This is a genomic window from Labilibaculum antarcticum (genome assembly GCF_002356295.1).
GTDB classification, from domain to species: domain Bacteria; phylum Bacteroidota; class Bacteroidia; order Bacteroidales; family Marinifilaceae; genus Labilibaculum; species Labilibaculum antarcticum.
In genome coordinates this window covers 4,707,466-4,732,119 of sequence record NZ_AP018042.1, presented here as the reverse complement: position 1 = coordinate 4,732,119, position 24,654 = coordinate 4,707,466, and the positions used below count along the sequence as shown (strand labels likewise).

21 protein-coding genes are annotated in these 24,654 nt (G+C 36.6%); 4 read left to right on the top strand and 17 right to left on the bottom strand.

Translation table 11 applies throughout. From position 1 onward, the window contains the following. Positions 1-12: 12 nt before the first annotated feature. The 3 genes from ALGA_RS18890 to ALGA_RS18885 all read right to left on the bottom strand — a co-directional run bounded on the left by ALGA_RS18890 (position 13) and on the right by ALGA_RS18885 (position 1,985). A complete protein-coding gene (locus ALGA_RS18890; protein WP_096431885.1) occupies positions 13-618 on the bottom strand; it encodes a DUF4145 domain-containing protein in 606 nt (201 codons plus the stop codon). 153 nt (positions 619-771) lie between these two features. Next, positions 772-909, bottom strand: a complete 138-nt coding sequence (locus ALGA_RS23030) for a hypothetical protein (RefSeq protein ID WP_153244861.1) — start codon at positions 907-909, stop codon at positions 772-774. 308 nt (positions 910-1,217) lie between these two features. Further along, positions 1,218-1,985, bottom strand: coding sequence for a hypothetical protein (locus tag ALGA_RS18885; protein ID WP_096431883.1), 768 nt, complete (start codon positions 1,983-1,985; stop codon positions 1,218-1,220). Positions 1,986-3,344: 1,359 nt separating this feature from the next. Here ALGA_RS18885 and ALGA_RS18880 point away from each other — a divergent pair. Beyond that, a complete protein-coding gene (locus ALGA_RS18880) occupies positions 3,345-3,875 on the top strand; it encodes a PH domain-containing protein (protein ID WP_096431881.1) in 531 nt (176 codons plus the stop codon). Further along, positions 3,868-5,349 (top strand): PH domain-containing protein, encoded by a 1,482-nt coding sequence (locus ALGA_RS18875; protein ID WP_096431879.1) that lies wholly within the window; start codon positions 3,868-3,870, stop codon positions 5,347-5,349. Before ALGA_RS18880 ends, ALGA_RS18875 begins: the two co-directional genes overlap by 8 nt. 1,409 nt (positions 5,350-6,758) lie before the next feature. Here ALGA_RS18875 and ALGA_RS18865 read toward each other — a convergent pair. From ALGA_RS18865 to ALGA_RS18850, 4 genes are all read right to left on the bottom strand, one after another. Next, the gene (locus tag ALGA_RS18865) at positions 6,759-7,691 is read right to left on the bottom strand and encodes an alpha/beta hydrolase family protein (protein ID WP_096431875.1); all 933 of its coding nucleotides are present in this window, start codon (positions 7,689-7,691) and stop codon (positions 6,759-6,761) included. A 1-nt stretch (position 7,692) separates the two neighbouring features. Beyond that, entirely contained in the window at positions 7,693-8,292 is a 600-nt protein-coding gene (locus ALGA_RS18860; protein WP_096431873.1) for a hypothetical protein, read from the bottom strand. Further along, positions 8,273-8,563, bottom strand: a complete 291-nt coding sequence (locus tag ALGA_RS18855; protein ID WP_096431871.1) for a DUF2089 family protein — start codon at positions 8,561-8,563, stop codon at positions 8,273-8,275. The genes ALGA_RS18860 and ALGA_RS18855 overlap by 20 nt, the downstream gene beginning before the upstream one ends. A gap of 182 nt (positions 8,564-8,745) precedes the next feature. After that, positions 8,746-10,791 carry a M13 family metallopeptidase gene (locus ALGA_RS18850; protein WP_096431869.1) on the bottom strand — a complete coding sequence of 682 codons (2,046 nt, stop codon included), beginning with the start codon at positions 10,789-10,791 and terminating at the stop codon, positions 8,746-8,748. Positions 10,792-10,958: 167 nt separating this feature from the next. On the opposite strand from ALGA_RS18850, the gene mnmA reads away from it, so the two are divergent. Beyond that, positions 10,959-12,050, top strand: a complete 1,092-nt coding sequence (gene mnmA, locus ALGA_RS18845) for a tRNA 2-thiouridine(34) synthase MnmA (RefSeq protein ID WP_162845490.1) — start codon at positions 10,959-10,961, stop codon at positions 12,048-12,050. Between the two features lie 38 nt (positions 12,051-12,088). On the opposite strand, the gene ALGA_RS18840 is transcribed toward mnmA, so the two are convergent. Next, the gene (locus tag ALGA_RS18840; protein WP_096431865.1) at positions 12,089-12,550 is read right to left on the bottom strand and encodes a GAF domain-containing protein; all 462 of its coding nucleotides are present in this window, start codon (positions 12,548-12,550) and stop codon (positions 12,089-12,091) included. 131 nt (positions 12,551-12,681) lie between these two features. On the opposite strand from ALGA_RS18840, the gene ALGA_RS18835 reads away from it, so the two are divergent. Further along, positions 12,682-12,921: a DUF3820 family protein gene (locus ALGA_RS18835; RefSeq protein ID WP_197705618.1), complete on the top strand. Its 240-nt coding sequence runs from the start codon at positions 12,682-12,684 to the stop codon at positions 12,919-12,921. Between the two features lie 50 nt (positions 12,922-12,971). On the opposite strand, the gene modC is transcribed toward ALGA_RS18835, so the two are convergent. The 9 genes from modC to ptsP all read right to left on the bottom strand — a co-directional run bounded on the left by modC (position 12,972) and on the right by ptsP (position 24,652). Next, positions 12,972-14,066: a molybdenum ABC transporter ATP-binding protein gene (gene modC, locus ALGA_RS18830; RefSeq protein ID WP_096431863.1), complete on the bottom strand. Its 1,095-nt coding sequence runs from the start codon at positions 14,064-14,066 to the stop codon at positions 12,972-12,974. Between the two features lie 43 nt (positions 14,067-14,109). Next, positions 14,110-14,805 carry a molybdate ABC transporter permease subunit gene (modB, locus tag ALGA_RS18825; RefSeq protein WP_096431861.1) on the bottom strand — a complete coding sequence of 232 codons (696 nt, stop codon included), beginning with the start codon at positions 14,803-14,805 and terminating at the stop codon, positions 14,110-14,112. 2 nt (positions 14,806-14,807) lie between these two features. Further along, complete coding sequence (gene modA / locus ALGA_RS18820) at positions 14,808-15,581, bottom strand: molybdate ABC transporter substrate-binding protein (RefSeq protein ID WP_096431859.1); 774 nt, start codon at positions 15,579-15,581, stop codon at positions 14,808-14,810. A gap of 97 nt (positions 15,582-15,678) precedes the next feature. Next, positions 15,679-16,332, bottom strand: coding sequence for a ferric reductase-like transmembrane domain-containing protein (locus tag ALGA_RS18815; protein WP_096431857.1), 654 nt, complete (start codon positions 16,330-16,332; stop codon positions 15,679-15,681). A gap of 157 nt (positions 16,333-16,489) precedes the next feature. After that, a complete protein-coding gene (locus tag ALGA_RS18810; RefSeq protein ID WP_145957681.1) occupies positions 16,490-17,194 on the bottom strand; it encodes a Crp/Fnr family transcriptional regulator in 705 nt (234 codons plus the stop codon). A 408-nt stretch (positions 17,195-17,602) separates the two neighbouring features. Continuing rightward, the gene (locus tag ALGA_RS18800; RefSeq protein ID WP_145957680.1) at positions 17,603-18,307 is read right to left on the bottom strand and encodes a hypothetical protein; all 705 of its coding nucleotides are present in this window, start codon (positions 18,305-18,307) and stop codon (positions 17,603-17,605) included. 100 nt (positions 18,308-18,407) lie between these two features. Then, positions 18,408-20,957 (bottom strand): phosphoenolpyruvate carboxylase, encoded by a 2,550-nt coding sequence (locus tag ALGA_RS18795; protein WP_096431849.1) that lies wholly within the window; start codon positions 20,955-20,957, stop codon positions 18,408-18,410. Positions 20,958-21,156: 199 nt separating this feature from the next. Then, positions 21,157-22,035 carry a helix-turn-helix domain-containing protein gene (locus ALGA_RS18790; protein WP_096431847.1) on the bottom strand — a complete coding sequence of 293 codons (879 nt, stop codon included), beginning with the start codon at positions 22,033-22,035 and terminating at the stop codon, positions 21,157-21,159. A gap of 133 nt (positions 22,036-22,168) precedes the next feature. Continuing rightward, positions 22,169-24,652, bottom strand: a complete 2,484-nt coding sequence (gene ptsP / locus ALGA_RS18785) for a phosphoenolpyruvate--protein phosphotransferase (RefSeq protein WP_096431845.1) — start codon at positions 24,650-24,652, stop codon at positions 22,169-22,171. Between the last annotated feature and the right edge of the window lie 2 nt (positions 24,653-24,654).

The window sequence follows — 24,654 nt, the reverse complement described above, 5'->3', positions numbered from 1 at the left end:
TCTTTTTTTATATTAAACTTCTGTAGGAGTGGTACTCGCAACACCTTGCTCAACCTTGGCAGGTAGTACAAAAAGAAATTCGGCTAATGCTTGAGTAAAATCAATTAATCTCTGGGCTTCTTCTTGAGTGGGCATTTCGTAATCTCCATCAGCATGCCTTTGGCCGTTTGCTCCCAATCTTACTTGATGTGCCCACTTCGCCATTTCATCTGTAATAAGATGGTCTGTTGCTGCCTTATTAATTCTAGGGTAAAGACCACCTTCAGTATATCCTTTGGTTTTAAGCATAGCGTCAATTGAAGACGCGGCAACCATTATTGAAGCAGATGGAGCATGAAGACTATTAATGGCCTGTTTTAAATATTCTTTTGCCGGTTCAGGTATAACAGAATCTACAATTTTAGATTCTGGGTACATTTCAGTAATATGTCCATTGCTATTTGGGCTAGATGCGAGGACAACACCTCCACATTGGGTGCATCGATATGTCATCCAACATCTTATATGACCTCCTTTAAAATCTTTTGTGGTAAATTCTGAAGAGGTATGTAATGATGGGTGTGCAATTTTACAATGAGGGCATCTGTCAAGAATTAATTGGGTGCTTAAATTGGGCATATTTTTAGATTTTATTTTTGAAATATTTCTAGTCTTTTAATTCATTTATTCAATTAACAGTACCAAAGCTAACAAAATTCATATAACTCTTATCCTGTCAAAGTTGCCAAATTAAATTTAAGTAGTAAATCGCTCAATTTCTTACCCCTAAGCCTAAAAATAGGCAAGTAATGCCATTTGCACAGCAGATGTATTCATTTGAGCATAAAAGAACTTAATTTGTGCAACAGAGAACCCCATTAGTGCATAAAATAGTGCTTCCGTAACTGCAATAATGCCTTTCCGTAACATATATTTGGGCTTCCGTAACAGCAATAATGCCTTCCGTAACATGGATTGGAGCTTCCGTAACAGGTCAAATGAGTCTCCGTAACATCAACCATGCCTTCCGTGACAAGACTTAGAACTTCCGTAACGCACGGAAGAACAAAAACGTGTTACAAATGGACTAAAAGAACGAACGGAAGAATAGAAAGTTGGAACGGAAAGGCAAAAACAGGTAGCAGAACAAGTACATCCTGTAGTGAGGCATAAAAAAAGGGAAACATTGCTGCTTCCCCTCCCTCAGTTTTTACATGTATGTAGTTGTAAATACTTACTTAATTTTCAATTGTTGTTTCATTTATTATTTCTTCTGTTTCGGGCTGATTTCGATAAGCGGCCATCCGTTCACGGCTGTACTTGCTGGTATACGCCTCTCGTTTCACCGGATTATTCCGAAACACAAATTTGCCATAGCTTCTTACTTCATCTACTATTTCTTTGGTAAGTGTATAGGCCTTATCGCGAACCAATTTAATATCATCTTCGAAATACATGTGCCCGTTAAGCTCTCCTAACAAACCCCCAAAGTAATCAGCCATTCCAGTTGCCTTATCCAATAAGCTCAGGTCGTAACTTATGGCTGTTAGTGCAGGTGCATTTTCTCTTCCCAGAACTGCCAAATCGGCTAAATCCTGAATGGCATCCGATCTTGATGTTCCCTCTTTAATCTTTTTCACTATTTCTAATTCCGTTGGCTTATTCCGAAGGGCAAAGGCCAGATGATCTGCCAATTCATCGCGAAAGCGAAACAGCTCTGGGGCTTCTGCATCCCAGGCCTCTCGGGCTTTCTTCTTATCCGTTTTTTGTGACTGCCAATTGGATTGTGCGGTGCGAAGTGCTCCGGTGCAAGCCAATAAACGATTCAAGCTATTCGGCTCCATATTGTATTTCACCAATGAAGCAATGTCGAGACTGGCTCGGGAATGCAATCCTTCCGCTTCGTTGATGTAAACCTGATATGGCATATCGCAATAAACAATTGCCTCTTCGGTTACAGCCTTAATTTCTTCCAATAAGTCCAACAAGTTTTGTTGATCAGACATAATACTATTTTTTAAAGATGAATACTATTCTACCCCACAATCAATTCTTCACAATAACTATTTTGATTGAAACGCTCCTTTCGGAAACAATCGCTTAACAAAATCATGATGAAGCTACAAATTAATTATTGAATTAAAAACCTACAATCAAGTCCACCACCATCTTATTTATGTTTATCCCAACTATTTACTTAGTAAAAACGAGCCTTACAGAAGGAAAAAATAATTTCACATTTAATCAACAGTAACAAGTTAAACAAAACACATCAATCTCGACTAAAAACACAAATAATACTCACTACTACATCCTCATCCATAGCATTTTCAATAAACACAGCGCGAAACACCACCAAAAACAAAACGAACTACTAGTCTATTTTTATGCTCAAGTTAAAAGTCTGAATTTCCAACAGACCAATTGCCTAATCAACAATAATATTTGTTTTTATTTTTCTTATCATTAAATTAAAAATCCATCAACACGACTTAATCCTATGAGTTAATAATAGTAAAATCCAGCTTGTATACACTCTATTTTCAACAGTCAATAAATTGATAATCCGAAGTGAAAACCCAGACAAAATAAAGGATACACAACAGCTACATAATAAACAAAGGCCAAGTAACATTTTTGTGCCAATTCGGACAAAAGAGCAAGGCCAATACTATTTGAGATGTGCTTTTGGAATTTCAGACGCTGACAGGTTTTGTGTTTACCACTTCATTAAACCGGACAGCATCGAGACGAAAAGACCTGACCCATTTTAGAAACCTGTCAGGTCTATCTGTAAATCGTCAATTTCATCAACGCGTATAGATTGCCTGTGACAATATTTACAATTCTCTTGATCAGAAAACCAAAAAGGTGCAAAAAATGAAGTTGGCCTTTTGGAATTTCAACGCTGTCAGGTCTTTCAGACGCTAATAGGTTTTGTGTTTACCACTTCATAAACCGGACAGCATCGAAACGAAAAGACCTGACCCATTTTAGAAACCTGTCAGGTCTATCTGTAAATCGTCAATTTCATCAACCTGTATAGATTGCCTGTGACAATATTTAAAATTCGTTTTCATTCTGCTACTATTTTATGGACTTATTTGGATAATGGGCTGAGTTGGAAAAAGGGATAAGTTACTTGGCAGAGTGCGGGAGGTTTCCTGTCTGGGTAGATAGGAGGAAAACATGCGGGAAACCACTATTGGTGTGATAATATTTAACTAAATTTACTCACCCAAAGCGTAATGTTATAGATATTAGTTTAGGGGGAAACTACTTTAAATAAATGTGCATGAAGAGCGGTGGCCCAAAATTGGAAATAAAATACCATCCCAAAAATATGCTTGAATAATCGAAAAGATATGCAATTAAACGAAGAATTCTCAAATCAAGTTGTGTTACCAGATCAACTCGCTCCAATAGAAGTCCAGGAATTTGAAGCTCTGGAAAATAAGTATAAACTTATAAATCAAATAGGTTCTGCAATAGTTTTGGTATTCGCTTTGATTGGCTTTTTCCTTTTTACGCAAATCTCATCGGGTAACATCCCAATTACAGTAGTAATAGCTGTCCCCTTTATTTTTGCCGTTTTATTTATTGGCAAATTAGCCTTCATCATTCTCGGATTTCCTAAAAAAGGATATTTACTTAGAGAACAAGATGTATCCTACCGCAGTGGACTTTTTATTTACAAACTAACTACCATTCCATTTAATAGAATTCAACATGTAGAGGTGAGTCAGAACATGATAGAAAAAAGTTTTGGTTTGTCGAGAGTTAAAGTATTTACCGCTGGAGGCAGTGTTAGCGACCTTTCGATTCCTGGACTTTTGCCTGATAAGGCCCACCAAATAGAATCATTCCTCTTATCAAAAGTAAGCAAGCATGAGTAAACCCGATTTAACAAAACCGACCCGACAAGCCTTGCGAGGAATTTTGGTGATTTTCGTTTTCGAAGTTCAAAAAAGATTGCGGGTATTTTGGCCTATCCTCCTCCTTATTTTTGCTCAGAAGAAGCTACTGCCAGCATCAATAACTATTCCTATGGCAATAGGAATTATTTGCCTGTTAATGCTTGTTCATGTCATTCTTTACTACCTGAATTTCTACTTTTACATTGAAGGGAATCAATTTATCATTAAAAAAGGCTACCTGCGCAAAATAGTTCTTTCAATACCACTGGAACGCATACAAAGTGTGAATACAAAGCAAAACCTTTTGCAACAACTATTAAATGTATATTCGCTTGAAGTAGATACTGCAGGATCGGTAGGAAATGAATTAAAGATCTATTCCTTAAGCGGTTCCTATACCGAGCATCTAACTCAATTCCTGGAATCACATAAGGAAAATACGAATGAAGAGAAGTCTGAATCAATTTCCGATACCAGCAAAGAAGTAGAAATCATAAAACTTAGCCCCGCGGATTTATTGCGAATAGGAATAAGTCAAAACCATTTTAAAACAGGATTAATTATTCTTGTTTTCGTTTCTCAGATAGTGGATCAAATTAAAGATTTATTTCAGAAAGAAACCGATGCCTATTCCGATTCCGTTCAAAACATTATATCCAACTCAGGCATATTAATTTTTACGGCATTAATTATTTTCGCTCTGGCAATATCGATCTTCGCAACACTCCTGTTCACGGTCATAAAATATTACGATTTTAAACTTGTTAAGTACCAACAAAATTACCGCATAACCGCTGGCCTGTTTAATAAGCGCAAGGTTTTGCTTCCATTCAGCAAAGTACAACAGCTCAACTGGGAAACCGGACCCATAAAAAAGATGTTTGGTATATTTAAAATCAGCTTTAAACAAGCTGTGAGTAAACAAGTACAGCAAAAACAAGTGATTGATGCTCCCGGTTGTTTGGAGAAGCATATTGAAAGCATCCGAAATGAAGTATTTAAGGGAGATCTGCCTGATTACAGCGAAAAGATTTATTCACACCGCAGATATTTCAATTTGTTATGGTTCCAAAGAGGATTGTTTCCTGCAGCACTCGCAACTCCATTGTATATTATTGAGCCTTTATGGCTGATTGCAGGAACATTTTGGCTGGCTATATCAGCGGTGTACTGCTGGGTGATGGTCCGAAAAAGCTATTTTCAATTTAATAAATCACAATTGATCGTTGGCAAAGGAGGGATAAATACTGAGTGGCAACAATCCGAAGCCTTTAAAACACAATCTGTTGATTTTAGACAAACGTTTTTTCAAAAACGAAGAGGCTTGGCTTCATTACGAGTAAACAATGCATCAGGACAAATAGATATCCCTTACATCCAGGAAGATATTGCAAATAAACTGATGAACTACATCCTTTATCATGTTGAGACATCCAACAAGAAATGGATGTAAATTGAAATCAGTTTGACTCTTCATTAAATCGGTCAGCGTCGTTTTGGAATTTTAACACTGTCAGGTCTTTTAGACGCTGACAGGTTTTGATTACTCAAACTTCACTGCATTGAAACCTGACAGCGTCTTTGGACCTGTAAGCGTTTGAATGTTTGAAACGAAAAGACCTGTCAGGTCTATCTGTAGTAAAGTCCAAAGAAATCGTCGATTTCATCAAAGGGTATAGACTTCTTATGACAATATTCAAAATTCTCTTGATCAGAAAATCAAAAAGGTGCGAAAAATGAAGATGGGCTTTTGGAATCTTAAGGCTTACAGGTTTTGCGTTTACCACTTCCTTAAAACCTGACAGCATCCTTAGACCTGTAAGCGTTTGAATGTATATAGCTTAGTTTTTCTACAAGCATGCAAGTCCTCTAGACTCAAAAAGCCATAACCAATGCTATTTGAGATGCGGTTTGGGAATTTTAACGCTGACAGGTTTTGGTTACTCAAACTTCACTGCATTGAAACCTGACAGCGTCCTTGGACCTGTTAGCGTTTGAATGTTTGAAACGAAAAGACCTGTCAGGTCTATCTGTAGTAAAGTCCAAAGAAATCGTCGATTTCATCAAAGGGTATAGACTTCTTATGACAATATTCAAAATTCTCTTGATCAGAAAATCAAAAAGGTGCGAAAAATGAAGATGGGCTTTTGGAATTTTAACGCCGTCAGGTCTTTCAGACGCTGACAGGTTTTGTGTTTACCCAAACTTCACTGCATTGAAACCTGACAGCGTCCTTGGACCTGTAAGCGTTTGAATGTTTGAAACGAAAAGACCTGACAGGTTTTAGAAACCTGTCAGGTCTATCTGTAGTAAAGTCCAAAGAAATCGTCGATTTCATCAAAGAGTATAGACTTCTTATGACAATATTCAAAATTCTCCTGATCAGAAAATCAAAAAGGTGCGAAAAATGAAGTTGTGGTTTTGGAATCTTAAGGCTTACAGGTTTTGCGTTTACCATTTCCTTAAAACCTGACAGCATCCTTAGACCTGTAAGCGTTTGAATGTATATAGCTTAGCTTTTCTACAAGCATGCAAGTCCTCTAGACTCAAAAAGCCATAACCAATGCTATTTGAGATGCGGTTTTGGAATTTTAACGCTGTCAGGTCTTTCAGACGCTGACAGGTTTAGGTTACCCACACTTCACTGCATTGAAACCTGACAGCGTCTTTGGACCTGTTAGCATTTGTATGTTTGAAACGAAAAGACCTGACAGGTCTATCTGTATATCACCCTACAATTCCATCCCTTCCCACCTGCTTTAGCTGGTGGTTCAATAAAACCTCAGAAACTTAAAGCATAAAAAAAACCGTCTCAATTACTTGAGACAGTTTTACTTTTAAGAAGTTTTCTGACTTGCCTTCTTATTCTTTAATAAAATTAGCAATAGCTTCTACCAAATCGGTATTCACCGGAAGAATTGGATTGGTATAGGATGCGATATTTTCCTGCATTCCCATTTCAATGGTTTTTAGCACATGATTCATGTTGTTCACAACAACCAATTCCGCATTTGATGATGCTGCTTTCAACTTATTGGCATCCTCTAGCCCAACCTGAATATCTTTATCACCCTGAAGGATTAATATAGGACAAGTTAAATTCGCAATTAGGTCGCTCGGGCTGTATTTAAACCAAGAGATTAGGTAAGGCTGAACTGAGGCTCGAAACAAAGCGTTCAATTCGGGAGGAGTATTTTTAACCAATTCACCCATTTTCAGACTGTCTATAATTAATTCCACCTTCAAGTAAAACTCAGGTGGTAATTTAGGTTTCAACTGTTCTTTAAGAATCAAATCGGCCGACCTTCCTGCTCCGGCAATGGATACGAATCCTTTCACTTTTACCTTCTGAATTGCCAATAATGCAAGCAAAGATCCTTCACTGTGCCCTGCCACATAAATATCCGTAAATCCTTTTTGCCCAGCATGCTTAATTAATTTGGTAAGATCATTAGCATATTGATCAATATTTAAATCTTCCTCTTTAAAATCGGCATAAGCACTTTTTGCAATAGCTCTTTTATCGAATCGTAATGTTGATATCCCTTTCGACACAAGAGCTTCGGATAATAATCGCAAGCTATTGTTTTGCATGCCAGGTTGGTTCCCATTCAAATCGGTTGGTCCCGAACCCGCAACAATAATCACCAACGGAGATGCTGTAGAGCTGGCTTCCTTGCTTAGAACGCAATGCAAGCTTGTTCCTTCAACCTGAACATAGGTTGTATCAGTTTGCTGTGCATGAGTGCACAATACACTTACCAGAAATGCTGTTAACAATACAAGTTTTTTCATTTTATTGAATATTTTGGATTAAAATACTGCTTAAATAACCAGATAAAATCATTGCCCCAATCATTGCCACTATGAATGATGTTACCAACTTTGCCCCTTTCAAATTCGCAGAAATCTTGTAGGCATTAAACATTAAAGTTACCATCCAAATGGTTAGCAAAAGTGTTAAAATGATTAAAGTAATGGCAAGTATCACGCTAAAAGTTGATATCTCAACAGGTTCTCCTGAATGAAGAAAAGTCCACGTTAAAAACGAACTAAACTCCTGCATCGAATCAGAAAAAGCGAAAAAGGCTGCAAAAAAATATGGATATCGTGCCAAAGCTTGTGTTCCAAAAATATCGAGCATGCGAACAGATGATTTTGACAAGATAATTGCGGCCAAATAAAGGAGTATTGATATGGATAGCCAATTGAGTAATGACTGAACAACAAAATACCAAACCGGAGAAGAGAAACCAATCTTTACGGATATGATATCGGGAAAATGAGTATGACTTAGATACCCAACAATGGATGTTGCAAGAATGATCAACAGTCCATTTAGTAAAGATTTTAATCCTGCAATGTAAACAAAAGGGTTAAAGATTTTTTGAATCATGATCTTGCAATTTTTCAATTTTGGTGATGAGTTCGTCTAGCATATTTCTCACAGTAGGATAACTTAGCTTTAATTTCTCGGCCATTACTTTTAGACTCCCACTACTTTTTATAAAATCCAGAATAAAAGCTTGATCCTTATTACCAAGCTTTAATAAGATTGGCAATTCGAATAGTCCTGTTATAGTTGTATCGCAGCTTTCGCAATGCAAACTATTTACTTTAAGTCCCGATTCACAACTGGGACAATTAATCGGCAGTTTTTTATTCATATCATTACAATTTATTCAATAAATATAAAACTTATTTTAATATTATTCAACTATAAATCAACTTTATTGATTTTAACATGAATTTTAGTCCTGATTCATTTATATAAACTACTCGAGTTAAAGCATAAAAAAACCGCCCCAATTTCTTGAGACAGTTTAAATTATTTAGATCCGAAAATTTCTTACCAAATGTCAGCTCTTTGCTCTTCTGTTCGGTACAAAGGAGCTTCCGGACTAATTTCGAAAGCAGCATAAAATTCAGGAATATTGAATAATCCACCATTCACACGGTATTCTCCAGGAGAATGCTCATCTTCTTTGATCAATTTTCGTAAATACGTATCTCTTACATTACCTCTCCAAACTTTAGAGTAAGCAAGAAAGAAACGTTGCATGTTATTAAAACCATCAATATCTGCAGGCTTCTTACCATTCAATGCCATTTTGTAGGCTTCCATCGAAATGGTTAACCCACCGTAATCAGCAATGTTCTCACCCAATGTCAATTTACCATCAACATGTAAATCATCGAATGCCTGAAAACCGTTAAATTGCTCAACTAATTTCTCAGCTTTTGCGTTAAACTTATCTGTATCCTCGGCAGTCCACCAGTCTCTCATGTTGCCATCCTTATCGAATTGACGACCAGAATCATCAAAACCATGAGTCATTTCGTGACCAATAACCACACCAATTGCACCGTAGTTTACGGCATCATCACCATTCATGTAAAAGAAAGGAGGTTGAAGAATTGCAGCTGGAAATACGACTTCATTCAATAGTGGATGATAATATGCATTCACCGTTTGTGGAGTCATGCCCCATTTCTCTGTGTCTACTGGTTCTCCTAATTTGGCAATGTCCTTTTCGGAACTAAAACGAGCCGCATTCCAAAGGTTTTCAATATATGAGTTCGTTCCAACTTCTAGTTTCGAATAATCTTCCCATTTATCAGGATAACCAATCTTCACACCAAAAGCATCTAACTTCGCCAATGCTTGAATTCGGGTGTCTTCGCTCATCCACTCTAATTTTTCAATTCTTCCGCGCAAAGCGATTTTCAAATTGTTCACCAATTCGTCCATTCTCACTTTAGCTTGTGGTGGAAAATATTTCTCAACGTATAACTGACCCACTGCTTCACCTAAAACAGAACCTGTCGAATTAGACATACGTCTCCAACGTGGCTGCTGTTCGGTTGCACCTGTTAGGGTAGTTCCGAAAAAAGCGAAATTTTGCTTTTCCAATTCAGAACCAACAGCACCTGCAGCATCGTTTAACACTTTCCATTTCAGATACAATTTAATATCATCCATTTTTTCATCAACCAACATATTATTCAACTCAGCCATAAAACGAGGGTGAGTTATAATAACATATTCTTTAATGTCAGCACCCAATTCCTTGAAATAAGTAGCCCATGCAAAATTTGGATATTCTTTTTCTAGTTCTTCAAGAGTTTTAGGATTGTACATCGCGGGATAATCTTTATTCTCCAAACGAGTATTGAATTTTTCTGCCATGCGAGTTTCAAATTTCATGATTCTCCCGGCATTGCTTTGAGCTACTTCTGCATCATCACCAATCAATTCAAACATCTTGGCAACATGCTTCACAAACTCTTTACGGATATTTTCACTAGTCTCGTTATCGGCAACATAGTAATCACGATCAGATAAGGAAAGACCATCTTCCGAAACATACATACGGTTAACTGTCGTATTCTTCATATCCTGGTCAACACCTGCACCAAACAAAGCACTAACACCCATTTTATGAAGATGCAGCAATTCATTACGTAAGTCTGTTGCATTTTGCACGGAAGCTATTTGTGCGAACTCAGGAAGCAAAGGCTGAATCCCTACTTTATCAATTTTCTCAACATCCATGGCAGTTGCATAGAAGTCCTGAATTTTCTTCAAGTTACTTCCAGGCTCGGCATTCTCCGCTTTAGCAGCCTCTTCCATAATATTATGCACAGCTTCATTAGCGCTTTCCCCTAAAATATCAAAAGCACCATATCGACTTTTATCAGCAGGAATTGGTGTATTTTTCATCCAAGTACCATTGGCATATTCGAAGAAATTATCACCAGGATTCACTGCAAGGTTCATGTCTTCTTTATTCAGTACGCCTGTACCTTTTGGTGCTTTTTCAGCACAACTTACCATGATGGAAAGCGCTAAACCTGCGCTCAAAATCCCACCTGACAATTTTTTAATATTCATTTTGTGTGATTTGTTGTTTATACTTTTATTTTACTCGCCCAAAATAGGAAAAAGCCACGATAACTACTTATTTTTTCGATATTCATTATGATTTCCCCGACAAGAATGATTTTGTTATCAGATTTTAAAGAGATATTTTTGCACCGGATTACAAAATGGATGATGATATGAACGAGGGGATGAACACAAAAGGCAGACTTGTATTGGGAATGAGCGGAGGAACCGATTCTTCGGTAGCAGCGATGATGCTAAAAGAACAAGGCTATCAGGTTATTGGTGTTTCTTTGTGGTTTTTTGGCCCAAACAATTCATTTGATCCTACTGATCCTCTACCCGATTTTATTGTTGATGCTCAAAAATTGGCGCATCAGTTAGGTATCGAACATCATGTGATTGATGCCCGCAGAGAATTTAGAGAAACCATTATTCAGTTCTTTTTGGATGAATACATGGCCGGACGAACTCCCAGTCCATGTATTCAGTGCAATCCGCAACTGAAATGGAAATTACTTTTGGAGAAAGCCAATGAGCTGAATTGTGAATTTATTGCTACTGGACATTACATTCAGATTATCAAGGAATCGGATAATTTCTATATCCACAAAGGAAAAGATCCTGCGAAAGATCAATCTTACTTCCTTTGGAATTTGGGACAAGATATTTTATCGAGAACAATTACTCCTTTAGGAAAATATACTAAAACGGAAGTGCGTGAATTGGCTCGAAACTACAATTATGCCGAAGTTGCCAAGAAAAAGGAAAGCATGGGCATCTGTTTTATGGATCACATGGATTACCGCGACTTTTTACAAGAAATGATTCCTGATCTGGATCAGAAAATCGGCCGGGGAAAAGTAACCGATACCAAAGGCAATCATTTGGGTTGGCACGATGGATATCCCTACTACACAATTGGTCAGAAAAGAGGTCTGGACCTGGAAGAAAAATCGGGCTTAATGGTGAGTAAGATTGATGCCAGTAGCAACACCCTTATCCTGGAAAAGAAAGATGATTTGAATCGAATGAATATAAAGGTTTCCGATTATTATTTCAATAATATTGCTGACAGTCAGTTGCCAAATATTAACACCATTGTGCGGGGATTGGGCCGAAATCCACAAAAATACAGCACAATACATATCATCAATGGTAAAGAACTGGAAGTGAAATTAGAGGATCCGGCATGGGCAATTGCACCCGGGCAACCAGTCGCATTCTACATTGGTGATAAATTAATTGGTGGCGGTTTTGCCGAGTAGCTCCGTTTAATAAATTGAGGCTTGCGAATGATATCATTCTACTCATTAATAAGTAAATCAGACTCAATACTTTTCCGGAAATGATTAACTAATTTCTGATCTAAATCATTAAATTCTCTATATTCCTTATTTAAGACACATATGGTTCCGAACAATTCCTCGTTAGGATATAGAATTGGCAAGCCCAAATAGCAACACATGCCATTGTTATACTTGAGTTTATCCTTCCAAAAATCATCTGATAAGGCATCTTCAATGTAAACTTTAGCTTTGCTCGCAACAACCGAATCGCAGTACGAACCAATACTAAGCTCTCCTCTGTCTCCAATTGAATAAGGGTTATTCTCGTTACGCGAACTAACAAGAACTTCCAATTCGTGAGGATGCAATTTCATAATTAGAATTGCAGACACCTTTAATAAATCCTCAAGCAGATCAATTTCATCTTGCCATTTGCACAAGATTTCCTTTCCTATATTTTGTTTTTCTAATGTCTTCATCTCGAATTACTTTTAAAGATTAATAAAGTTATGCGAAAATTATCCATAATGTCAAGTACAAATTTCATGCTAAAATCTCTTGTATCTTAAAAATCTAAAATATCTTTACAGCAAACAATCAACAAACGATTATGGAAAATATAGATGGGGCTTTCATGAATGAAGAATTAATTAAATTAATTCAAATGAGAATGCCCTATGGAAAATACAAAGGTCGATATTTAATTGATATTCCTGAACCTTATTTGGTTTGGTACCGACAAAAAGGATTTCCTGCTGGGAAATTAGGAGAAATGCTTGCTTCCATGTATGAAATAAAACTAAATGGATTAGAGGGAATGTTACGACCGCTTTGCAAGAAGTATCAGTGAGCAAGTAGTAGCAGTTAGCACAAAATTAAAATTTGCAATTCATAATTATTTCAAATATTAGTTTGCAAGGCCATTGATTTAAACAAACACCACACCTGTTTTCCTTTGGTAAGCTCCATTTTTAACAAAGAAGCATGTGTAATTGAAACAAGCAATTTAAAGCCAACATCAACAAGGCAATAGATCCGATTATCTTTCTCAATTATTTTCATTATTGTTCCCGGCAACTGATTTCTGATGGAAATATTTGGGATCCTCTCCAAGGTTAAAGAAATATCTTCAGGTCGAAGTGACACATTAATTTCATCACCAATTTGGCAACAATCACTTACCATTTCCCGCTCAATGCTAATTTCCTGACTAGCATCCTTGTTCGTTAAAATGCTTAGTCCATTTTCCTTATCGTGAGCATCCACCTTAAATTGAAGCACATTCATTAAACCAGCACCCCGCATTACATCAAACATATTCTCCTGCTCAATCAAATCAAGATAGTTTCCGTGCCCAAGAACACGTCCATTTTTGAGCAGAAACAACTCTCGGGTCAAACTTAGTAAATCAGGCAAATCATGACTTACAACAAGCATTGGTATGTTGAATTTTCGATTGATCTTAATCAGGTAAGGAATAATCTGTCTACGCAACTTTACATCCAGAGAGGAAAACGGTTCATCCATCAGCAAAAGCTTAGGAGAACTGAGTAAAGCCCTCCCTATCGCCACTCTTTGCTTTTCTCCTCCGGATAATTGTTTGGGTCGCTTTTCAAGCAAATTATTTAATTCCAATAAGTTTACCAATTCGGCAAATTCAATAACTTGTTTGCCTTTAGGTACGTACTTTGTGGCAAAGAGCAGATTTTTCCGAACAGTCATGTGAGGAAATAATCGTCCTTCCTGAAACACATATCCAATTTTACGATTTCGGGCAGGCTCATTTATGTTCTTTACAGTATCTACCAACAAGATATCGTCAATCTGCAAAAATCCTTCATCGGGCTTCTCTAAACCAACCAATAAGTGCATTAAAGTTGTTTTACCTGCTCCCGACGGACCAAATACCCCAGTAATTCCCCGAAAGAAATCAACTTCAATATCCAAAGAGAAATTGCCTTTTTTACGTTTTAAATGTGCCGATAAAGCGTGCATAAACAACAGATTTTTTTTCGTTCTTAAAATAGGTTTTACAAAGCTAAATTCGCTTGTATAATTTCTTCACTAAATATTCAGAAACAGACATAGCCAAAAAAGAAAACACCACAGCAACCAAAAGCAATCGGAATGCTGAACTTTCCATTCCTGGAACCTGAATCTGATTAAAAAGAGCCAATGGTATTGTCTGTGTTTCTCCGGATATATTTCCTGCAAAAATGATGGTCGCACCAAACTCACCCAATGATCGTGCAAACGAAAGAACAAAGCCACTGATAATACCTGGCAAAGCTAAGGGCAAAGTCACTCTCACGAAACTCTGAAACGTGCTGGCGCCTAATGTCTTCGCGGCTTCTTCGAAACCCGGATCTACCATTTCTATTGAAAGACGAATGGCACGAACAGCCAAGGGAAAAGACACAATCATAGAGGCAATTACAGCAGCATAATAGGTAAAGGCAATTCGTATTCCAAACCATTCATATATAAACTGACCTATCAGCCCTTTTGAACCCAGCAAAAGCAACAAAACGAATCCTGTTGCAACAGGTGGCAGTACCAATGGTAAATTTACAAAACCCTCAATTAAAGACTTTCCTCTAAATGATTTACGGGCCAGCCACCAGCCAGTCAAAATTGCCATTGGTAAAACCAGAATAGCACACCACAAAGCCACTTTAAAAGAAAGGCCTATTGCACTCATTTCTGTTTCCGAAAACACGAACCAATTCTCCATAATTAGTTTATTTTAAAGCCATTCCTTTTCCAAATCAACTTGGCTTTATCTCCCTCTAAAAAAGTTAGAAAAGCTTTTAAATTTTCATCAGATTTTATTTTTCCTGCACCATAATAAAGTATCGGGTCACAATCGGCAACTGCAAATTCATAAACTGTTCTTACTTTTTTAGATTTCTGCGCGTCCGACGAATACACCATTCCCATTTCAACCTCTCCCATTTCGACCATAAAGAGTGCATCCCGTACATTTTTAGCTGGTAATATTCGTTTCGCTAATTTTACTTCCCAAGAATTTGAACTCATAATTTGTTGAGCATATTTACCTGCAGGAACATGAGCTGGATCACCAATTGAAATACGACCTTTAAAGAGATCGGGGAAATTAACAATCGAAACCGAATCAATAAATAACTCCTTATTCTCTATTGGCACGATCGCTACCATTCTATTTCCAGCGATGCTACTAATCGAATTTCGATTAACCAATTGCATAGAATCCAAATAATCCATCCACTCCTTACTTGCAGACACATAGTAATCAAAACCAGCACCACTTTCAATTTGTCTGGCCAATATACCTGATGATGCAAAATTTAACTGAATACGTATACCTGTTTCATTTTTAAATTCTCCCGCAATCTCTGTCATTACATTGGTAACACTTGCCGCCGCAAATACACTAATTGAATTCTTTGATTTATCACCAGATGAGCATGATATCAATAAAATAAAGAGGAGCAAATAGAGAAACTTAATTTTCAACAAAAAATTCATGAAGGATTAGCTTAGTTGGGGATTAAAGACCTGAAATTAGTAATTTTTTTCAAGTTACCCCTTCTGAAATCAGAAGATCACTCAAAAAATTCGATTATCAGGCTTTTTTCAGGCGCAACTCTTCTAAACGAGAACGAATTGGTTTGTATCTAATTAGAAAACCCAAACCCAATATACAAGCATAAACAAGCCAGTCTTCTTTGAGTAATATCACATGCAAAAGAACTAAGCCTGCGGCCACGTAGGCCATTCGGTGAAGCTTCTTCCATGCCTTTTTCAATAGCTTCATGGATCTTTTATTTGAGGTAATCATTAGCGCAACCACTATAATTCCTGCCAAAAATCCCAGCACCAATTCCGGTTCACTAAAAATAGCAAAGAATCCCTCATATTTTAGAAATAAGGAAAAATGAAGAAGCACGTAAATACCTGTCGTTATGCCTATTGCCTGACGAGTATAGAGACTGCACGTCCACCCAAAAAGAATTCGCACAGGTGTGCACAGTAAGATGGTAATCAGAAAACGAATGGCCCATTCTCCTGTAGTATGAATCGCAAATTTAATACCTGGGATGGTATCAAAATCCATTTGTTCAGCTATGTGCGGAGGATATTCATAATCATCAAAAATGAGAAAATCGTAATTATTATTCTCGAAATTGAAATTTGCCAATTCATATAAGCTGAAAAGAGGTACAAACGCAATGACACAAACTAAAATCCAGTCCCAGTTTTTTTTCAGCCAATTCATATAAAATTCAAGATTAGTATCGCGGAACCTCTTTACTGAAATGAAATAGAATTAAAAGTTGCTCAAAAAAGCAATCCAGCGAAATGTTCAAGCGCGAAGTTGCAAAAAATACAAGAGATGATAAATACCAACATTTAGGTATTTGAAGTATTACAAATTATCCGACCCTGCTGATTTGTTTCAATTTCTCCATATCCAAAATGAAAATACTACGACCGTTTACTTTAATAATTTGATCTGCTTCAAACCCACAAATCTGTTTTGATACACTTTCTCTACTGGTACCAATCATGTGAGCAATTTCTTTACGGCTAAGAGGTAAGGTGAAATTTGAAGATTCAAAAATAACACTGGAAAAATACAATAAAGCATCAGCAACCTTTCCGAATATCTTCTTTTGATGCTGATCGATAAAACGATGATAATTTCGCAAACTATCATTACATACCGAAGACAATATCTCATAACTAAACCTTCCATTTTCTTTAATAAATTTAGAAAAAACAGGTAGTTTAATATAACAAACCGTTACATTAGTTAAAGCCATATAGGAATAGTGATTTGAACTGTTACTAAATATAGAATGCAATCCTAAATAAGATTGAGGTTTAATCACTTGTAATATATACTCTTGCTTGTGTTCGCCCTTTCCATATTCCTTAACAAGTCCGCGACGTAAGTATACCACATGATCTACAAAAGAACCTTTCGACAAGATTATTTCGCCCTTTTCGAATGATGTCTCATGGTAGTTATCACTCAACAAAGCTAGATCATCTCTCGACAGCGTTTGAACCGCACAAGACTTGTCTGTACAAATTTCACAATTGGAAAAAATAGAGTCCTTTGGTTGTATCAACATAATGATGTAATATATATCACAAAGATAAGATAAAACATTCACAATAAGTAATTTTTAGATCTACAACAGAGGTTTTAACTTTACAGTAAGCACCTAGAATAATGAAAAAAACATTACTTATATTATTATTACTTAGCTCGATATTATTCATCGACTATGTTGTACTTATTGCTTTCGGTTGGTCAGCTTTTGAATTGGGGGCTCAGGATCAATTTTATTGTGGGTTCTATTGCAAATTTGCGGTATTTCTTCTGATATTATCTATTGTTGGTGCAGTCTTGATATCAAAGAATATTTCACAAAAATCAATTTAAAAGCAGTAAATAAATTACATGAATTTGCTCTACAAAAAAAAGAGGTCTGACATTTCTGTCAAACCTCTTTTTTTACTTTTTTGAAATTAAAATCTTACAGACCTAAATTCTTATTTTTTATCACCTCATCTTGAAGTTTTCTTGCCAATTTTTGCTCGCGTACAAGGGCGTTTTTACGATGTGTATCAAATTCCTCGCGCACATCTTCCAAAGTGTCTTTGGTTTCAACCGTTATTACGTGACTCCTCTTAAACAAAAAGAAACATATACCAGCTACCAAAAGGGATATCAGAATTAAAACCCACATTATAGTATTGTAAGTTGATTTTGGAAGTTGCATTCCCAATAAACCCATACTGTCCTTAGATTTAACCGTTTCTTCCAGTTGATCTTTTGCCGTTTGCAATTCTTTCTTTAACGAACTAATCTCTGTATTCTGAGTAGACACTAAGGATTTTGAATCCAATAAATTCTTTTTCACAAAATTCAAAGAATCCGTAACATTGGACTGGAATTTATCTAAAGAACTCTTCTTAACCACTTTGTAATCTTCGTAGCGATTAGATTTGCTCATCATATAATCAAACTGCTCTTTTATTGATCCTTCGTCAAGATAAGATTTTGAAGGCTTCCTTACGACTGGCGTTTTAGCCTTTGGTTTGGTTACTTCCTGCGTTGTTACCTCCTGCTTTTTCACCTCTGCTTTAACTTCTGTTGAAGTTTCAGTAGTCTGTGCGAATGTTGAAAGTGAAAATAAGGCGAAAAGTGTGATTGAAAAAAATGTTTTGTATATCTTCATTGGGCTTCTTTTTGTTTTTTTAGTTCGTTTTTGAATTACAAAGAAAACGATATTCATCTTAGAAAATTGTTATTAGAGAATAATTTTTCTTAAACTTATTTTACGCTGAATTTCTACTAGCATTAATATTACCATAAAGTGACCGAATAACCAAGTTTTGCAATGTGATATATTTATTCTGATCAATATTTCCGGACAAGTCCATTTCCCGAATTTTCATTAAAGCGAATTGCTGGATACATATTAAGGGCAATACAATTTCTTCACGTAAATGAATTGAATCCTTTAATTCCAGTGATAATTCCATGATTTCCTTTTGTCCGGACACTTCCAACAACATATCAATACTTAATTGATATTCCCTGTAAATCCAGTTCCAAAATTCGCCAAACTCCTCATCCTTTTTCATGTATTCAGTTAATGAAAAATAAGATTTACTGATGGATTGCATGCTGTTTTCAACCAAAGTTCTAAAAAATAATGAATTATTGTACAAACTTTTGCAGCCTTCCATTCGTCCTTCATCTTTCAACCTTTTTATAGATGCTCCAACACCAAAAAAACCTGGTACATTTTGCTTCATCTGGCTCCATGCTCCTACAAAAGGAATTGCCCGTAAATCTTCAAAATTCAATTCTGCTGATGCCTTTCGTTTGCTGGGTCGACTACCAATCTTTGCTTTTCCATAGTATTTTAGCGCACTCATTTTCTCTAAATAAGGAACAAACTTATCCGATGATTTAAACCGATGATATTCCTCCAAACTATATTGTGAAAGAGTTTCCATGATTTCCTTGTCTTTAAGACACAATTGTTTGCTCCGATCTTCGAACAACCGATTTCCCAAGCCTGCAGTAATCAGTAATTCCTGATAATATTTTGCAGATGCCTTAGTTCCAAATTTCGAACTAATGGTCTGACCTTGAATAGTTACTTGTATTTCCTGATTTTCGATATTATTTCCTAGGGAAGAATAAAATTTGTGAGTATTCCCGCCTCCTCGCGCCGGCGGTCCGCCCCGTCCATCAAAAAAGACCACCACAATCCCTTTTTCACGAGCCAAACGTGTTATATTCTCTTTGGCTTTATAAATGCTCCAATTTGCCGAAAAATAGCCACCGTCTTTGGTTCCATCCGAAAAGCCAACCATTACGGTTTGCTTCTTACCTCTCGATAATAAATGCTGATAGTATACTTTATTTTCAAACAACTCCCTCATTGTTTCATCTGCCTTTGCCAAATCATCAATTGTTTCAAAAAGTGGCACAATATCCAGCGGTAAAGTTTCTTCCCATGCGCAAAGTTTAGCCATTGCGAATACTCGCGCAACATCAACGGAAGTCTGACAATTACTGATAATGAAACGATTACAAGCAGACTCCCCATTTCTTTCTTGAATTTCTTTTATGGCAGAAAAAACAGTAATCGTATCCTTACTCACCTCATCATCAGTCTGAATAGAAGTGACAGACCCATTTAATTCAAACAAATTTTCCATACTAAGATCGCCAATTTGCTTATTGATAACAGGAGAAGATTCACATAAAACATCGAAAGCTGTCTTTATGATTCGACTGTCCTGCCGGATATCAATACTGGCAAAATGAGCACCAAATAACTTCACCTTATTCTGAAATTTCTTCAATAAATCAAGAAAAAAACCATCGTGTTCTTCAATTAATATTTTTTCAATTTTTTTTAACGAAATATTTATTTCCTCAACAGAAATCCCAGTACCAGATTCGCTTTTATTCAATGCCTTAAGAACCTTTTCTTCCAAATCAACAATTAGCTCATACACGCCTTTAAAACTAAAACGTCTTCGCAAGAGTCTCAAATCCTTGTAATAATTAGAGAAAAGAATATACCGAAGCCGTTCAGCAACTTTTAATGTCGTTTCTGTATTTACATAGGGGTTCCCATCTCTGTCTCCACCTGGCCAAAAGCCAAATGAAATTGTAGGGCAAACCATTTCATCAGATAATTCTTCATTATTTAGCAATTCGGAATACAAATCAGATGCCGACTGATAAAATATATTCTCCAAATACCAGCTTAAACTTTTAGCCTCATCGTATGGTGTTGGTCTTTCCTTCTTAAAAAACGGCGTTTTTCCCAATTGCGTGAGCAATAATTTAATTTGAAGTAAATCACTTTTCTGAATGGATTTTATTAAATCATTAATGATTGCTAACACCGTGCTTGGATAAAATTGCGTAGGATGAGCCGTTAATACTACCCGCACGGCAAATTTCTCCAAATCACGTTTAAATCCCTCTCCTTTACCAAGTTCTTTAATTTCCGCTTTCAATGCCTTCAAACTACCGGCTCCATCTAAATCGTTCATTTTATCAAAGACTGCGTCTTCCACTGCATCCAGCAAAACTACCTGTCGTTCAATATAATGAATCACACGAAACATAAAATCAAACTGTTCTTTCTCAGTTCGAAAAGAAGTTTGTTTCTCAAAAAAGTTCTCGAAAATTTCAACAGGTGATTTCCCTGTATCTAAGCCTTTAGAGCATGAATCTTTCAGAATGGGAATTAAAATACCCGTTCCATGTATGCCATCTAACGGCAAGGTTAAAAATATACTATTGTACAATTTGTACTTTAAATCAACTTCATTTTGGAATTTTTCAGATCTCATATAGCAACTATTTATTCCCCCTTGAATGTGTATATCAATTTATCCTATTAAGATAATAAAACGAATTGAGAATAACGCAGTGCTCAAACTATCTCTTCCGCACAAATTGCTTTATGGATCTCTTAAAGGATCGCAAAAAAACTATTGCACTTCACCCCTCTATTAAAAAAAGGACTGTTGTAAATCCGGCTAAATAATACTAATCCCTAATTACATTTCGGTATTTTAAGGGTGAAGTGCCATATTGCTTTTGAAAAAGTTGACAAAAGTGTGAAACATTGGAAAAACCAGACTCCCAGCAAATGTCGTTTACTGATTTGTCTGTGCTTATTAGTAAATGAGAAGAGTATTCCAATCTTTTAATTCGAATCCAATTAGCCGGGCTGTCATTGTACTTCTTCTTAAACTCTCTTTTGAATTGCGACAAGCTTTTGTTCGAAAGAAATGCGAGGTGATCAACATTAAGATTTCGATAAATGTTCGATTGCAGAACCGTATCAATAGCCGACTGACGTACCATTAATATTTCCCTAAGGAAACTAATAAAATAGGTTCGCTCCTGCCCTAATATCAGAACTAAAAGAAGTTCATTTAATTTGTTGCTTAATAATTCTGGAGCAGGAAGTGGTAGAACTTGAAAATAAGAAATCAAAGAAGAGATATACACCTGCATCCATGAATCCATATGATATTGATAGGCACCCCAAGTTTTAATATCCATGGCTTCCGATGAGTGAAGCATGTGTTGGTATTTATCAACAAACTCGACAATAAATTCCTCTTTTAAGAAAATAAAAATACCGGAATTTTGGTTTCCCTGAATCAATTTTTCGTTGATAAGAATTGAGCCTTTTTTAATGAAAATGGCTTCGCCTTCCTCAATCTGGTAGTAATGATTCGGAGTAACTACACCTTTGTTGCCTTTCAGGATAAACATTAGCGTATGCTCACCAATAAAAAACTTTTCCAACTCTTCCTGGTTGGTATTGGAATAATAGACAATATACTGTTGATCGGATTCCAAGATTTTACAGACCTCCGATCGTTCAAAATATGCTTTTAGTTCCTCGCTAATCACCTTATTAATCTTTTATTTGAAATAGAGTATGGATTGCAAATTAGAAGTCTGATTTTAATCAAATTTGCAATCCATTACATTTTATGAAAGTAAGAATTAATTAATAAATTACAGAGTTAAGATCTCTGGCTTATCATTCTCCAAGTGATTTTTTAAGTCCCTCAAGAGTCCGAATCGATGAATCAATTTGAAAATCAGTCTGATTATCAGAAGTATTCATTGCCCGAATCATTTCTTTCACCTTAGGAATTGCCGGACTATTCATGCTAAACTTCTCTAAGCCTAAACCAATTAACAGGTTAGTCGCCTTAGCATTTCCTGCCAACTCACCACACATACTAACCTCTATTCCCGCTTTTTTCGAACGGCTTATAATCTCTCGAATAGCTTCTAATACCACTGGATGAAAGGGACTATGATATTTAGCTACGCTGTTGTTATCCCGATCTAATGCCAACAAATACTGAGTAAGATCATTGGTCCCAATGCTTAAGAAATCCAATTCTTTAGCTAATTGTGGAATAAAAAATATGGTTGACGGCACTTCTATCATTACGCCAACTTTCATCTTCTTCGAAAAAGCAATTCCTTCTTTATTCAAATCTGTTTGCACTTTGCGAAGCAATTCATTGGCCGAAAGAACCTCTTCAATCACACCAACCATTGGATACATCACCCGAACATCGTATTCAGCGGATACACGGCAGATTGCTCTCAATTGTGTTTTAAATAATTTGGTATCCTGCAAGCAATATCGAATGCCTCTTAGGCCTAAAAATGGATTGTTCTCAGCAGGAATATCAAGGTAAGGAATGGGTTTATCTCCGCCGACATCAAGAGTTCTGATGGTGACCGGATAGCCTTTCATGTTCTCACAAACCGTTTTATATGCCTGATATTGTTCCTCTTCCGACGGAGCATCTTCCCGGTTCATGAACAGGAATTCTGTTCGATAAAGGCCAACTCCTTCTGCTCCATTCTCGAATGATATCTTCGCTTCCTTGGGTCCACTTACATTTGCTACTATTTGAAAGGTTTTTCCATCTCTAGTAACAGCCGGGGCTTTAGCTTTGGCCAGAGATTCCTGCCTTTTTACTTGCTCTACCTCTTTAGCTTTTCTTAAATCTGCAATTACATCCGGATGATTTGCCGTCCAAATATCACCTGTTGATCCGTCGATAGCAATTTCCTCGCCATCCATAATCTTATCTATCTGCTCCCCTACACCAACAATTGCCGGAATACCCAAGGATCTTGATAAAATTGCAGAATGAGAAGTCTCCCCACCAGTTCTTGTTATAATTCCCTGCACCAAATTAAGATCCAATTCCATGGTCTCGGCTGGTCCTAGTTCGTCAGTAACAATAATACAAGCATGAGTAAGTACAATCTTCTTTTTGGGTACACCTAATAGCTCCACAAGTACTTTATTACCAACTTCCACTACATCTGCAGCTCGTTCTTGCAAATAGGCACTATCCATCGCTAAATATTCTGTTTCCAATTTCTTGATCTGGCTTGACCAGACATAAGCTGCATTTATTTTTTCATTACGAATAGTGTCTTCAACTTCTTTAAGTAAATCTTGATCTTGCAAAAGAAGTTTGTGGTAATCGAAGATCTCTGCCTTTTCTTTAGTCAGCTCACGGGTAATTTTCTTTTGAATCACCCCCAACTCTTGAATTACCCGATCGATCGATTGGTGCAACAAGAAAATTTCATGATTTGTATCCTCAACATTTTCCTTATTAATAGTTGGTAATTCTTTTTTGAACCATAAAGATTTGCCAACTGCGATTCCCTCAGAAGCAGCAATTCCATGAATTGCACCATCCAAAGCCTCTGACTTCACTATTTTTTTTGTTGTTGTTTCAATAATTTCCTTGTCATCATCACCAAAATTTGCATCTCTGAAATAGATCAAGGCCTTTTCCAGCTCATCTGCATCTTTACCAAAAATGACAAAATCCAGAACTTCGCCATTTTTCGCACCCAAAGTACCAACCTGACTGATACTGGAGGCAGAAACAGGTTTCTTTCCCTTGGCACTAACCAAAGCTCTGGCGTTAAAACGATTCACAATCTCAATCAATTTTGCGGCAGGTCTGGCATGTAGTCCTTGTTTATTTGGAACAATAATTTGTAAATTTATTCCATCTACAGGTAGTTCATTTTGCTCATCCGATACAGTTTCATCAATCTCTTTTTCTGGTTGTAAAAGAACATTTTTAGCATGTAATGAATTCCTAGCCTCGGCAATCACATCTTTCATATCAGAACCAGACATGGCTTGAGCTGCCGCTGCAATTGTACCTTCAACAAGAGGAGCTTCACACAAAACCACTTTATTCCGAATATCATCCTCCAAAAATTCCAAGGCTATTTCGGCACTCATTATTGCACTTCCAATATCCATTAAAACCAAAACGCCATCCTCAGAATAAGCGGCACGAATTGCTTCTTCAATTTTCATAGGATCGGTTCCAATGGGATTATTCTCATCATCTAAGCCGCCAGCAACTTCTATCCTCACTTTATTTTGCCCCATTTGCATGGCAAGTTCTTTGACTCCCTCTGCCAACATTTTACTATGCGAAACGATTACTAATCCGATCATCT

What these genes read in the sequence shown, in the direction of transcription:
- ALGA_RS18840 (WP_096431865.1), bottom strand. Translation starts at nt 12,550, where the DNA reads ATGAAGACATTAGAAAAACAAAATATAGGAAAGGAAATCTTGTGCAAA.
- ALGA_RS18865 (WP_096431875.1), bottom strand. Translation starts at nt 7,691, where the DNA reads ATGAAAAAACTTGTATTGTTAACAGCATTTCTGGTAAGTGTATTGTGC.
- ALGA_RS18815 (WP_096431857.1), bottom strand. Translation starts at nt 16,332, where the DNA reads ATGAATTGGCTGAAAAAAAACTGGGACTGGATTTTAGTTTGTGTCATT.
- ptsP (WP_096431845.1), bottom strand. Translation starts at nt 24,652, where the DNA reads ATGATCGGATTAGTAATCGTTTCGCATAGTAAAATGTTGGCAGAGGGA.
- ALGA_RS18890 (WP_096431885.1), bottom strand. Translation starts at nt 618, where the DNA reads ATGCCCAATTTAAGCACCCAATTAATTCTTGACAGATGCCCTCATTGT.
- ALGA_RS18880 (WP_096431881.1), top strand. Translation starts at nt 3,345, where the DNA reads ATGCAATTAAACGAAGAATTCTCAAATCAAGTTGTGTTACCAGATCAA.
- ALGA_RS18860 (WP_096431873.1), bottom strand. Translation starts at nt 8,292, where the DNA reads ATGATTCAAAAAATCTTTAACCCTTTTGTTTACATTGCAGGATTAAAA.
- modC (WP_096431863.1), bottom strand. Translation starts at nt 14,066, where the DNA reads ATGCACGCTTTATCGGCACATTTAAAACGTAAAAAAGGCAATTTCTCT.
- ALGA_RS18795 (WP_096431849.1), bottom strand. Translation starts at nt 20,957, where the DNA reads ATGAGATCTGAAAAATTCCAAAATGAAGTTGATTTAAAGTACAAATTG.
- ALGA_RS18875 (WP_096431879.1), top strand. Translation starts at nt 3,868, where the DNA reads ATGAGTAAACCCGATTTAACAAAACCGACCCGACAAGCCTTGCGAGGA.
- mnmA (WP_162845490.1), top strand. Translation starts at nt 10,959, where the DNA reads ATGAACGAGGGGATGAACACAAAAGGCAGACTTGTATTGGGAATGAGC.
- ALGA_RS18885 (WP_096431883.1), bottom strand. Translation starts at nt 1,985, where the DNA reads ATGTCTGATCAACAAAACTTGTTGGACTTATTGGAAGAAATTAAGGCT.
- ALGA_RS18850 (WP_096431869.1), bottom strand. Translation starts at nt 10,791, where the DNA reads ATGAATATTAAAAAATTGTCAGGTGGGATTTTGAGCGCAGGTTTAGCG.
- ALGA_RS18855 (WP_096431871.1), bottom strand. Translation starts at nt 8,563, where the DNA reads ATGAATAAAAAACTGCCGATTAATTGTCCCAGTTGTGAATCGGGACTT.
- ALGA_RS18800 (WP_145957680.1), bottom strand. Translation starts at nt 18,307, where the DNA reads ATGAAGATATACAAAACATTTTTTTCAATCACACTTTTCGCCTTATTT.
- ALGA_RS18835 (WP_197705618.1), top strand. Translation starts at nt 12,682, where the DNA reads ATGGAAAATATAGATGGGGCTTTCATGAATGAAGAATTAATTAAATTA.
- ALGA_RS23030 (WP_153244861.1), bottom strand. Translation starts at nt 909, where the DNA reads ATGTTACGGAAAGGCATTATTGCAGTTACGGAAGCACTATTTTATGCA.
- ALGA_RS18810 (WP_145957681.1), bottom strand. Translation starts at nt 17,194, where the DNA reads ATGTTGATACAACCAAAGGACTCTATTTTTTCCAATTGTGAAATTTGT.
- modB (WP_096431861.1), bottom strand. Translation starts at nt 14,805, where the DNA reads ATGGAGAATTGGTTCGTGTTTTCGGAAACAGAAATGAGTGCAATAGGC.
- modA (WP_096431859.1), bottom strand. Translation starts at nt 15,581, where the DNA reads ATGAATTTTTTGTTGAAAATTAAGTTTCTCTATTTGCTCCTCTTTATT.